General features: G+C 41.2%; 9 protein-coding genes. 4 read left to right on the top strand and 5 right to left on the bottom strand.

The genetic code is table 11. The features are described from left to right. The first annotated feature begins 8 nt into the window (after window positions 1–8). Window positions 9–764, top strand: coding sequence for a sulfite exporter TauE/SafE family protein (locus U0035_RS09815; protein WP_114792135.1), 756 nt, complete (start codon window positions 9–11; stop codon window positions 762–764). Window positions 765–802: 38 nt separating this feature from the next. On the opposite strand, the gene tyrS is transcribed toward U0035_RS09815, so the two are convergent. Then, window positions 803–2083 (bottom strand): tyrosine--tRNA ligase, encoded by a 1281-nt coding sequence (tyrS, locus tag U0035_RS09810; protein ID WP_114792134.1) that lies wholly within the window; start codon window positions 2081–2083, stop codon window positions 803–805. Between the two features lie 240 nt (window positions 2084–2323). Between tyrS and U0035_RS09805 the strand changes: the two genes are divergently transcribed. The 3 genes from U0035_RS09805 to U0035_RS09795 are packed head-to-tail and all read left to right on the top strand — an operon-like array spanning window position 2324 to window position 9453. After that, window positions 2324–3433, top strand: coding sequence for a putative type IX sorting system protein PorV2 (locus U0035_RS09805; RefSeq protein ID WP_114792248.1), 1110 nt, complete (start codon window positions 2324–2326; stop codon window positions 3431–3433). A 15-nt stretch (window positions 3434–3448) separates the two neighbouring features. Further along, a complete protein-coding gene (gene porU2, locus U0035_RS09800; RefSeq protein WP_114792133.1) occupies window positions 3449–8533 on the top strand; it encodes a putative type IX secretion system sortase PorU2 in 5085 nt (1694 codons plus the stop codon). A gap of 29 nt (window positions 8534–8562) precedes the next feature. Then, the gene (locus U0035_RS09795; protein WP_114792132.1) at window positions 8563–9453 is read left to right on the top strand and encodes a glycosyltransferase family 2 protein; all 891 of its coding nucleotides are present in this window, start codon (window positions 8563–8565) and stop codon (window positions 9451–9453) included. A gap of 8 nt (window positions 9454–9461) precedes the next feature. Here the strand turns inward: U0035_RS09795 and U0035_RS09790 are convergent, their stop codons facing one another. From U0035_RS09790 to U0035_RS09775, 4 genes are read right to left on the bottom strand one after another with little or no spacing between them, the layout of a single operon-like run. Next, window positions 9462–10688 (bottom strand): nucleotidyltransferase domain-containing protein, encoded by a 1227-nt coding sequence (locus tag U0035_RS09790; RefSeq protein ID WP_114792131.1) that lies wholly within the window; start codon window positions 10686–10688, stop codon window positions 9462–9464. Then, window positions 10685–12469, bottom strand: a complete 1785-nt coding sequence (locus U0035_RS09785) for an ABC transporter ATP-binding protein (RefSeq protein WP_114792130.1) — start codon at window positions 12467–12469, stop codon at window positions 10685–10687. Before U0035_RS09785 ends, U0035_RS09790 begins: the two co-directional genes overlap by 4 nt. Further along, window positions 12460–12876, bottom strand: coding sequence for a lasso peptide biosynthesis B2 protein (locus tag U0035_RS09780; RefSeq protein ID WP_162817952.1), 417 nt, complete (start codon window positions 12874–12876; stop codon window positions 12460–12462). The genes U0035_RS09785 and U0035_RS09780 overlap by 10 nt, the downstream gene beginning before the upstream one ends. Before the next feature lie 20 nt (window positions 12877–12896). Then, window positions 12897–13160 (bottom strand): PqqD family protein, encoded by a 264-nt coding sequence (locus U0035_RS09775; protein WP_114792128.1) that lies wholly within the window; start codon window positions 13158–13160, stop codon window positions 12897–12899. Window positions 13161–13163: the final 3 nt, after the last annotated feature.

Here is a 13163-nt window from a genome sequence, read left to right as displayed (position 1 = left end):
AGATATTTTTGCAAGCGTTATTTAATGATTACTCCTTAACTAACTGGGTGCTGCTCGCATTATCCGCCTTTTTTATAGGGCTGGCTAAAGCCGGGTTAAAAGGGATCGATATGCTGAATGTAACCCTGATGGCGATAGTGCTGGGCGGCAAGGCATCGACAGGTGTGGTACTTCCTTTATTATGCGCAGCCGATCTGATGGCGGTAAAGTATTATCACCGCCATGCAGAATGGAAGCATTTCTGGAAACTGATTCCCTGGATGGTGGTTGGGGTGCTGGTAGGTGTTTTTGCTGGTCAGCACATGAACGAAGCAGTATTCAGGAAAATAATGGCTACGATTATTGTGATAACCGTGATCATTATGTTGTACCTGGAAGTCAGGAAAACAATGATCGTTCCGTCTAATAAATTCTTTGTGTCCGGCATGGGATTGATTTCAGGTTTTACCACCATGATCGGCAACCTTGCCGGTGCTTTCGCTAATATTTATTTTTTAGCGATGCGCATGCCCAAGAACAATTTTATCGGTACGGCTGCATGGGTGTTCCTGGCCATTAATTTTTTTAAGCTTCCCTTCCAGGTATTCGTCTGGAAAAATGTAACGGTAGATAGTTTGAAGACCGATGCTTTGCTCTTGCCTGCTCTGTTAGTTGGTTTTCTATTAGGTATTAAAATTGTTTCATTAATAAAAGATACCAGCTACCGGCGATTGATTATTGTGCTCACCTTTATAGGCGCTATTTTTATTTTTCTGAAGAAATAAAACTGTTAAAAAAAGGGAGCGACAGCTCCCTTAACTTTTTATCCAATAATCTCAACCAGGTAGTAATTTTTCTTTCCTTTCTGAAGTAACAGGTACTTGTTGTGCAACAGGTTGTCGTTGCTTACCGATAGCTGAGCATCCTCTACTTTCCTGCGATTGAGCTGTACGCCACCTCCCTGAACCAGTTTGCGGGCTTCTCCTTTGCTGGTGGTAATTTTTGCATCAGCTAAAAGGCTTACAATATCGATTCCCTTGGCGATAACATCTTTGCCGATAGTAGATTTCACAATCCCGGCCATACCTTCCAGGTCTTCAATGCTCATTTCTTCGGCAGGTTTGTTTTGATCCGCAAAAAGCTTTTCTGTAGTAGCAATTGCCTGATCATAAGCTTCGGATCCATGTACGAAAGTTGTCACCTCTTTGGCTAAAACCTTTTGTAGCAGGCGTTTTGCAGCGTCTTTTTTATGTTCTTCGATGAGCTGATTGATGGTTGGCTCATCTAAAAAGGTAAATATTTTGATCCAGTTCTCTGCATCAGCGTCGCTGGCGTTTAGCCAAAACTGGTAAAACTGGTAGGGAGTAGTACGTTCAGGGTCTAACCAAACATTGCCGCTTTCTGTTTTGCCGAATTTAGTACCGTCGGCTTTTCTGATCAGCGGGCAGGTAAATGCAAAAGCTTCTCCCTGAACCTTCCGGCGTACAAACTCGGTACCGGTGGTAATATTACCCCATTGATCGCTGCCGCCCATTTGCAGTTTACAGTTGTTTTCTTTAAACAGATGGTAAAAGTCGTATCCCTGCATCATCTGATAAGCGAATTCTGTGTAGCTGATGCCAACTTCTCCCTCAAAGCGCTTTTTCACGCTGTCCTTCGCCATCATGTAGTTTACCGTGATGTGTTTTCCGGCATCCCGTAGAAAATCTATAAACGAAATGGTTTTAAACCAATCGTAGTTGTTAACCATCAGGGCCGCATTAGGCTTTGATGCATCAAAATCCAGGTATTTTTCCAGCTGAGCTTTAATGCCCGCTACATTTTCAGCCAATTGTGCTTCATTCAACAGGTTTCGTTCCTCACTTTTACCGCTGGGATCGCCGATCATACCCGTAGCGCCACCCACAAGGGCGATAGGTTTGTGTCCTGCTTTTTGCATATGTACCAAAAGCAGGATAGGTACCAGGCTGCCAATATGCAGACTGGTGGCTGTTGGATCAAACCCGATATAACCAGTTGTAATTTCTTTTTTCAGTTGTTCATCGGTACCAGGAATCATATCCTGCACCATTCCTCGCCATTTCAGCTCTTTTATTAAATCCATGGGCGCAAAAGTACGTTTTTACCCTGTTGGGCGAATATTATTAAGCATTTAACTAATTCTGCTGCTGATTTGTATGATAATGTTAATTTCGCATAAGCCCTTTAATTTTGATCACATGCGAGAAAGTTGACAGGTACTGCCATTGTGGGTCGTTTGATGAAGAAACAGGCCATTCAAGTATGTGCAGTCTGGAGCTGACCGGTAATTATTAATAACTGTTTAGTGACTATAAGAAAATTTATACCCTTTGTAAGCATATTTCTGGCAATTCAAATCTGCTACCAGCCGGTTGTCGCGCAGTTTAGAAAATATTCCAACGAGTTTTTGAATATTGGCGCCGGAGCCCGTGGACTGGCGATGGGGGGAGCCCAGGCTGCGTCAGTAGCTGATGGAACGGCCGGTTACTGGAACCCGGCGGGATTAGTGAATGTGCAGGGCCGAACCGAAGTAAATTTGATGCACTCCGAGTACTTTGCAGGCATCGGTAAATATGATTTTGCCAATGTAGCCATACCTACTACCAATGAAAAAAGGGTATTGGGGCTTTCTGCTATGAGGTTTGCCGTGGATGATATACCTAATACGCTTTTCCTGGTAAACCCCGACGGGTCGCTCAATTATAATAATATCCAGACTTTTTCTTCGGCCGACTATGCGTTTCTTTTATCGTATGGACAAAACCTCAAAAAGACTGAGAATAGTATGGTGAATTTTGGCGCCAATGCCAAGGTGATCTATCGGAATGTGGGAAAATTTGCGCAGGCCTGGGGCTTTGGTCTGGATGCCGGTTTACAGGTGTTTAAAGATAAATGGAGATTTGGCATAGTGGCGAAGGACATCACCAGTACCTTTAATACCTGGACCTTTAATTTTACTGAAAAAGAAAAAGAAGTATTATATCTCACCAATAACGATATCCCGGTAAAATCGTCAGAGCTTACCGCACCAAGATTGACGTTAGCGGCATCACGCTTATTCACCATTGGTAAAACCTCTACCGTTCTCGCAGAAACTGATTTTGACCTGACTTTTGATGGTAAGCGCAATACGGTTGTGAGCAGTGATGCCGTAAGTATTGATCCTAAAGTAGGACTGGAATATGGATACAAAAATATCTTTTTCGTGAGAGGAGGCATTAATAATTTTCAACAGGGATTAGCCGATGGAGACACACTGAACCAGAAAAAGGTTTGGATCTATCAGCCCAGTGTGGGTGTAGGTTTCAGGGTTAGGTCTGTTGTAATTGACTACGCATTTGCCAACCTGGCCAATCAGTCTAATCCATTATTTACCCACGTATTCTCGCTTAGATTAGATTTGAACCGCGAAAAGAAATCCTCGGTATTTTAAATTAATGAGCACCCGATGAAGAAGCTGCTGACTATACTTTTCCTGTTGCATACAATGACTGCCCTGGCGCAATCATTTAATAATGAGTGGATCGATTATAGCAAAACCTATTACAAATTTAAAGTGGGATCCAACGGGCTTTACAGGATCCCGCAATCGGCATTGGTGGCCATCAATCAGGCTAATACCGATGTTTCGGCTTTTCAGCTCTGGCGTAACGGGGTAGAAGTGCCCATTTACACTTCCGGTCAAACCGGTGCTTTGGCTGCTGGCGGGTTCATAGAGTTCTGGGGTGAGGTCAACGATGGTAAGGCGGATCAGGTACTATATCGTAATCCGCTGGACCAGATTAACAACAGCAAAAGCTTGTTTACCGACACAGCCGCTTATTTCCTTACTGTAAATGCAGCCGGCAGTAACAAAAGACTTATACCCACAGCTAACACCATACCTGCAGGTGCGGTTGCGGAGCCTTATTTCATGCATACTGCAGGTATTTATCTCAATGAGAGCATACATTTAGGGCCTTATGAAGGTGCTGTGTCAACTCCGGCAATTTCGGCTTCTTTTGAAGGAGGCGAAGGCTGGACCTCGAATGAAATAAATCAAAATCAAACAAGAACAATTCCACAATCCGGATTATTCCCGTTCACTGGTTCTGGCGCTCCTCCAATGCAACTTAATATGCGCGTTGTGGGCAACAGTGACAATAGCCGGGTGGTACAAATGAAATTGAATAATAATGAAGTATTCAATACAACCTTAAACCAATTCAATTATTCCAGATTATCCGGCACCCTGCCTGTTACTGCTTTAACCGGTGCTTCAGAAAGCATTCAGGTATCAAATATATCTGCGGTTGCCAATAATCGTATTAAAATTGGCGCCATTGAAATTGTCTATCCCCGCATTTTCAATTTTGGAGGTTCGGGTAATTTCCGTTTTAAACTACCGGGCGCAACTGCTACCGGCAAGTACATGGAAATTGCCGGCTTTAACACTTCAGGTGCTCCTGTTTTATATGACCTCAGCAGTGGAAAGAGATATGACGCCGATGCCTCTAATCCCTCCCTTGTAAAAATATATGTATTGCCTTCTATAGCCAATGCGGAGGTAGTATTAGTAAATACTGCCACTGTTAAAACGATCAACAATTTCGAAACAAGGAGTTTTATTGATTATTCCGCTCCGGCCAATCAGGGGAATTATTTAATGATCACACATCAAGCCATATTGAACGGATCGGGCGGATCTCAACCTGTTGAGGAATATCGTGCCTATAGAAGCTCTCAGGCTGGTGGAGGTTATAATGCTAAGATATACCTGATTGATCAGTTAACGGATCAATTTGCTTATGGTATTAAAGGAAGCCCTTTGAGTGTAAGGAATTTTCTGAGGTTTGCCCGGAGCCATTTTTCTACTGCTCCCAAAAGTGTGTTTATTGTTGGTAAGGGTGTAAAGTATACTGCGGCCCGATATAATGAGTCTAATCCGGTAACAGGCAGGTTGAATCTCATTCCTACCTTTGGAGAGCCTGCATCAGATAAGCTATTGGCTGCTGAGGGCGCAAGTTCTATTCCCCTAACTCCAATTGGCCGGGTACCTGTAGTAAACGGCAACGAATTTGCAATTTACCTTGAAAAAGTGAAACAGTATGAAGAAAAATTGCTGCCCCAACCGAATCCGCTAGCCAATAGCTGGAAAAAAAATATTGCTCATATAGTCGGTTCTGACGTTCCGGGTGAAATCAGTCAATTATATGCAGCATTGAACTTCGCTAAAAATATTGCTACCGATACTTTATATGGTGCTAATGTTATTGATTTCCTGAAAAGCACCAACGCAGGTGAACAACAAAAAGCAGCTGAAGCATTCAGATCGCTAATGAATAGCGGAGTGAACCTGGTATCCTACTTCGGTCATTCAAGTACCGAAGGGCTTGTCTTTAAACTTGATGACCCAACCGGGTATTTGAACCAGGGTAAATATCCTGTATTCCATATGATGGGGTGCAATGTTGGAGATATTTTTATTTTGAACGAGGCCCGACTTTCCAATATTACCACTTTTTCAGAGAAGTTTATGTTTGAAAAGGAGAGGGGGAGTATTGCTATGATGGCGGGAACGGCGTTGGGTTTTATCCAATCTCTGGCGTTGTATAACCAGGAACTATATGCTGAATTAAGTAAAACAAGCTATGGAGGTACCCTTGGAGAAATGATGCAAAAGGCAATTGTTAAAACTTTTGCAAAGCAGGGTGGTGAGGGAAACAGGTATGTAAGAGCTCAATGTGAGCAGTATACTTTGAACGGAGACCCCGCAATACGTTTCTACCAGTATGACAAGCCGGATTATGCTATCGAGGATCAAATGGTTACGGTTAATCCTTCTATTGTTTCGGTAGCCGATCCGAGCTTCATTATAAAAGCAAAAATTGCTAACCTGGGAAAGGCAGTTAACAGGAATGTGATTGTAGAATTAAAGAGAACGCTGCCTGATCTTTCTACAAAGATAATCCAAAGGGATACATTACCTCCTATACGCTATGCAGATTCAATCTTATATCAAATACATATTGATCCTTTGATTGATAAGGGTGCTAACCAGTTTACGATTACTATCGATCCGGAGAACGCTACTAGTGAATTATTTGAAACCAATAATACACTTATTAAGGATATTTTTATTTACGAAGATGATATTAAACCGGTATTCCCTGCTAATTATTCCATAATAAATCGCCAGAATATAGTGCTTTCTGCTTCAACAGGAAACCCGTTTGCCGAATCAAGAAATTATGTAATAGAGATAGATACGGTGAGAACATTCAATTCATCTTTTAAAATTAGCCAAAATAAAATTTCATCCGGTGGACTTCTTGAATTTAGTCCCGGTTTCACATTTAAGGACAGCACAGTTTATTACTGGCGGGTAGCTTATAAGTCATCAAATGCTAACGAGCAACCTATCTGGAATGGAGCTTCTTTTACCTACATGCAGGGAACGAATTACGGTTACAGTCAATCAGGTTATGGACAGTTAATAGACAATGCTTACAGTGAAATGGGTATTAAAAGCGACGGGAGCTTTGTTTATGATAGCCTGACAGCTTCATTAATCGTTACAAACGCCATTACAAGGTCGCCAGGATTGCTTAATGATGTTGCTTACCAGATAAATGGGTTAGGAATACAGGGAGGATATATTATGAATCCGGCAAATGGGAGTGCCAACCCTCAGGAAAATTCGCTGCGTTTTTATTTAATTAACAACAGATCTCTTGCTCCGGTCGAGAACGCCGATCTGGGGGCAAGTGGTATGTACGGTAGCTATCGCCCCCTTCCCATAGCAGGTACTCATCCAAGGCTGGTGAAGTATTTTCAGTTTGATATATCTACAACCAATGCCAGGAAGACGGTCATGAGCTTTTTAGATTCTATCCCAAATGGCTATTACGTTGCGCTAACAAGCAATCAAATTGGGTCAACAATTTTACCGGCAGCCTGGCAGGCAGACACAAGTGTTCTTGGTAGAAATATTTCGTTATATCACCAGCTTAAGTCTATCGGCCTGTCGGAGTTGGATTTAGTAAACTCTGTAGTTCCTTATATTTTTATTTATCAAAAAGGAAAGCCCGGCCCATTAGCCCAGGCGGTTGGCACTACTGTATCCGATAAGCTAAGTGTGAGTATTACGGTGCCTGCTTATGGAACAACAGGTACGGTAAAATCTCCTGTTTACCCTAAAGCCAAAGAGTGGAAAACATTAGTCTGGGATGGGTATAGTGTTGAAACTCCATCAACGGATAATGCTTTTCTGGCTGTGCTGGGTGTAGATGCAACCGGCCGGGAAACAGAATTAATTGGCCAGGTACCTGTTAGTCAGAAACGATTGGATCTCTCTTCCCTTAATGTACAAAATTATGCAGGCTTAAGAATTGCTTTGCAAACGCGTGATACGATAGATAAAAGCCCCTATCAGCTAAAGTATTGGCGTCTTTATAATGTTCCAGCACCTGAAGGAGGTATTGCTCCCAATATATATTTCAGCACGAAAGACACAGTAGAAGCCGGTGAGCCGCTTAATCTGGGGATAGCCTTTAAAAATGTGAGTGATCATAGTTTTGATAGTTTGGCTCTTAAACTTTCGATTCGTGATCAAAACAATGTAGAACATTTAATAAATGTTCCTAAAATAAAACCCCTGGCACCGGGAGATACTGTTCGGGTGAATGTTTCGGTTGATACCAGGTCCTTCGGTGGAACCAATCTTGCTTACCTGGAAGTGAATCCGGAAGGCGGGCATCACCAGCTTGAACAATATCTGTTTAATAATTTTGTATCCCGGAATTTTCATGTACGAAGAGATACCACCAATCCCTATCTGGATGTAACTTTTGATGGCGCGCGTATTCTTAACAGGGATATTATTTCCAGTAAGCCCACTATCGTGATGAAGCTTACTGACGACTCTAAGTATCTGCTGTTGAATAATACCGACCTGGTAAAAGTACAATTGAAACATCCTGATGGTGCAACGCGCGATTATAAGTTTAACAATGATACTTTAGTGTTAACCACTCCGGGTCAGGGCGGTAATAATGCCAACACCGCTACGGTAACCTTTAAGCCCCACCTCCTGGCAGACGGAGATTATGAATTAATGGTTAGTGCAAAAGACCAAAGCGGAAATACTGCGGGTAATCTCGACTACAGGATCGCATTCCAGGTGATCAACAAACCCATGATCTCTAACTTACTCAACTATCCTAACCCTTTTACAAGTTCGACCGCATTTGTATTTACTTTAACCGGTTCTGATATTCCACAGAATATCAGAATCCAGATATTAACGGTAACCGGTAAGATCGTTCGTGAAATTACCAAGGCTGAATTGGGGCCGTTGCGTATTGGGAGGAATATCACCGAATTTAAATGGGATGGAACCGATCAATATGGTCAAAAACTGGGCAATGGTGTGTACCTGTACCGGGTGCTTACTAATTTGAATGGAAGAAGCCTGGATAAATACAGTACAAAAGATAATAATACCGATAAGTATTTTAATAAGGGGTACGGGAAAATGGTGTTGATCAGATAAAATGTTTCAGTTAAAATCAAATTTTTTGAATGCTGCTTTTTGATATTGTTATACCCACCTATAATAACCTCGAAGAGCTTAAACAATGCCTCGAAAGCCTGGAAAGGCAAACCCTTCGCAATTTTAAAGTGTGGGTGGCAGTAGACGGCTCAACCGATGCTACTTTAGAATATCTATCCTTGAATTCTTTTAATTTCCCGTTGAGTTGGGTGGAGCATTCCGATAAAAAGAATCATGGAAGAGCCGCTACACGAAACCTGGTGCTCCCTCATTTAACAGCAAACTACGTGCTGTTCCTGGACTCGGACCTGACGGTGCAAAGTGACTTTGTTTCGGTACATTATGCAGCTTTCAAAGTCAGTGGCGGATACATCATTTCATTAGGGAAAATCCAATATGAAAGAGGTGATATCTGGGGGGAGTATGACATGACCAGGGGAATGAACCGGTTTCAAAATAACCTGGCTGAAATACCCGCAAAATATATCCTCACAGGAAATGTATCCATGCCCGCCTCTTTGTTTGTTAAACTCAACGGCTTTGACGAAGGGATCACTACTTATGGGGGGGAGGATACTGAACTCGGGTGCAGAATGCAAAAAGAAGCAGGAGTAAAGGTTTTATTTAATAAACAGGCGGTTGCGACCGGGGTAATGGATAAACCTCTAAGTTTTGCATTGCAGCAGCGGGAAGCTTTCGCGAATCAGGGTTTAAAGTACCTGCTTAAAAAGCATCCATGGGCTGACGATGTTTTTCAGCTTAATTTCTTAACCTCATGGAAAGGAAAAATACTGTATCATTTAATTCCGAGAAGATTACTGATGCAGGCTGCTGAAAACCGCCGTTTGCCTCTTTCGCTCAGAATAAAAACGGTTCACTTATTAGTCTTCTACCATCTATATAAAGGTTATCATCATTAAGACCATAATCATTTTTGTTTTTTTATATGCTTCTTATCAATGCCTTTGGTAAATAGCCTGAAGGATTTAATAGCAGGGTAAAGAAAGTGTAGATTTCGGTTTAATTTCAGGGTTTGCAGGTCTTCCGGAGAAGGGGAGGTTCTTTGTTTGAAACCGGCAAAAATAAATGCGATTTTCTCCGACAGGGAATCTTTGAGATATAGCTGGCTTCTGTTGTCGAGGTTATCCAAAGCCGTATCGCGGTAGGACCTTTTACCCAGTAGCCGTTCTACAAAAAATGCTTTTAATTTTTCAGGTATTTTGTTATCATTGTTGGCTGTGGAAAATGGCAGATGAACGCCTAATACCTCAGCTGCAAGATAGCAACAGACTTCAGCAGCCTTTACCAACCGGAGGTTTTTAAAAGCTTTTTTAATATAGTTGATATCGATAGCAGGATTGTTGGAAGGGAGGAATTGGCAAAGATCTACAAGGTTCTTAAGAACTCTGAACCCATCATGATTAGAATGATGAATGAAGATGGTTACATAATGGGCATTAACGTTTAATGCATTTACTTCCCGCTTTGCTAAAACAATTTTATCGGAATTATTGAATAGCTGCCTGTGAGCCTCGCTGTGAACCTGTATGAAGTTTTCAGTTATCCGCCAATGAAATTCGATGTGAAATTCTCTTACGTCCTTTTTAAATTTATCAAAGTTGAGACTATTGCTTTTATCAAAAATATCTTTTTTATAATAGTTGTATTCAACTTCGTTTTCAAAAATATAACCATCCGCTGTCATCAGCTTTAACACTTCGCCAAAGTCTTTATGTGATATCACCAGGTCTATATCGCTCGACTCCCTGGATATAATATCGCCATAAAACTGCATGGAAAAAGCAACACCTTTATAAGGCGTACATTCGATATCCCTGGTTTCAAGCAATTCTATTATTCGCTCAGTCTCTAAAGCCTGTTTAAAATTATTCTGAACTAAGAGGAGTTGACTTTGCTTTACGCGCAAAGCGATAGCGGCCGGCAAATTAGCCTTGCTTAGTATCTTATAGACAATAGGTTCAATTCTATGATATCTTGAAAGATAGATAACATCATCCCAGTTAATTTCATAGGTATCGATACAGTGCTGTAAGGTTGCAAGTTTTTCAGTATCAAAATGCAGCCGGCAGCATAGCAATACCATTGATATTTCGGTCCCATATTTTGATTTTACATCTTCGATAGGAATCATCATAGTTGCTGCATATTATAAAGCTGTGCAAATACGCCATTTTTTTCAATCAATTCGTCAAAAGAGCCCTCTTCCGCAATTCGGCCGTTTTCCATCACGTATAAATGATCGGCGATCTTTAAATTATATAAACGGTGTGTTATTAAAATAACCATTTTGTTTTTTGCAATGGCTTTGATTTGTTTAAATATTTCGTATTCAGCCGGCGCGTCTAATGCACTGGTAGGTTCGTCCAAAACAATCAACTGGGCTTTATCGCGGTAAAAGACTCTCGCCAATGCAATTTTCTGCCACTCTCCTCCGCTGAGCTGGGTGCTGCCGTCGAAAATGCGGCCCATGCGGGTTTTATAGCCATGCGGCAATTTTGCTATCAGGCTTTCTGCACCTGCAGCTTCTGCAGCCGATTGGAGGTCAGCTGTGGTTTTTGTCTTGTCGGGCTCGCCCAAAACAATATTTTCTTCTATTGTAAAAAAATATTTTTCAAAATCCTGGAACAGGAAAACCGTTTGATCTTTATAAACCTGAGGGGGGATATCGCCGATTGCTGTATCGTCAAGTAATATATGACCCTGGCTCGCTTCATACAGCTTAGCCAGGAGTTTGATTAAGGTAGATTTTCCTGATCCATTTTGACCCACAATGGCAATAATCTGCCCGGGTTTACATTGAAGTGACACATTGTGAAGCACCTGTTTACTGTCAGGTGAATATTGAAAACTAAGGTTGTTGATAATTAATCCTGACCGAGTAAGTGGGAAGGGGTTCAGAGTGCTTGTTTGACGAGATGCAGGTATATCGAGGAACAAAAACAGGTCTTGTAAGAAAATACGTTGCTGAAAAATCTGTACAATGCTTTGCAGGAAATTTTTCGAATTATTTTGCAGGCTTTGAAACCCCTGGATATAAACCACGAAAAGACCAATAGAAACAGCTCCTGCAAGGGTTTGGCGGGCAAGCATAGCAAAAATAATAGCCATTGCAATTATTTCTACGGTTTCGGCAATGAGGCTATAATTGGTGAGCTTTTTATTGAGCTGTTGCTTTTGAAGCCTGATAAAATTGCGAATGTTTACAAATTTGCTGATGAAGAATGAGCCAAAGCCAAACATCCGGGCTTCTTTTGCAAAACTAACGCCGGTTAATATCTGGTGTAAGTAATTGCTTTCTCTTTCAAGCGGGGTTAGTTTTCGCTCCTGTTGCATGATCGCAATGCCATAATACCATTTTATAGTAGCCAGGGGCAAAGAGAACATAATAAACAATAACGCAAAAAAAGACTGCATACTGATAAAAAATGCCAGCAGAAACAGGAGCGCAAAACCAGAGGTAATAAAGGCCGTAAAGCTGGTTAACAGCATACCTGCCCTGTACAGAGATTGTTGTTGTGCTAAATGCAGATTATCGTGATAGGCGGGGTTTTCATAATACCCGTAATCAACACTCACTGCTTTTTCAAGAACCTGCCTGGACAGGTAGTCGGTAACCCGGAGTTGATAAATGGTTACAATGTAGTTGGCATATTGCTGTGCAAGGGCAAGCAATAACTGGGATACCAGGAAGTAAATGATAAAAGGAACAATTTCAGAAAAATCCCGTTTATTGGTGACGCCTTCTATTAATATCTTAATAAAGTAAAGAGAGGCCACGGGCAATAGGGCCTGTATTATATGCAGGCCAAAGGTCAATAATGCCAAAGAATTACTTGTTTCCCATAATAGCAGCAGAGAGCGCCTGATGTTCTTGATCAGGTCCCTGGGATTAAAGTTTTTTAATTCTATTGCCATTTATTTTTATATACGCTTTGCACCATGTACTCATCGGGATTACAGAACCCTGTAATTATTTTCCCTCCGGCAACCGTCCAGGCATGTGCTTCTATTTCATTTGTATGCGCATCTTTCTTAAAACCTACAAAAATCATGTAGGGTATTTTGTATAAGTTACAAAGCAATTTTGCCTGGTAAGCCTGGTGCCTGCATACATTTTTCCAGGAGATATATTTAGCCACAATTTGTATAGCCCAGCCTATATCAATTGCCTTTTTATAAGGCAATTGATATAGGCTACCTGTGGAAGGTATTTTTTCTCCGAACCTGGCCCGCCGGTTAAAAAATCTAAAAAGGAAAAAGGTATACACCGATACGCAAAAAGCCTGGATCACTATGATTTTCCTGGATAGGCTTAATCTCAAAAAAGATTTGATTTTGTTGATCATTCTTTTGTAATCAACTTCTTGGAAAGAAAAAGCTGAATGGTGGTATTTACCTGCTTTTCACAATCAGATTTTGCAATATCATATTCCTTTATCAATTGCTCGCAAATAGCGTCAACTGATAAATTATTTTCAATTCCTTTAAGAATTTTAAAGGAGGTTTCATTTAACGAAAAATACTCGTTCGTAACGCTGTTAAATGCTACACCTTCTTCTCCTAGCTGTGTTATTAATATATCCTTTGCGTTAAATTGATAGTTCATGCC

The sequence above is a fragment of the Niabella yanshanensis genome (genome assembly GCF_034424215.1).
Classification (GTDB): Bacteria; Bacteroidota; Bacteroidia; order Chitinophagales; family Chitinophagaceae; genus Niabella; species Niabella yanshanensis.
This window is presented reverse-complemented; position numbering and strand designations above follow the sequence as displayed.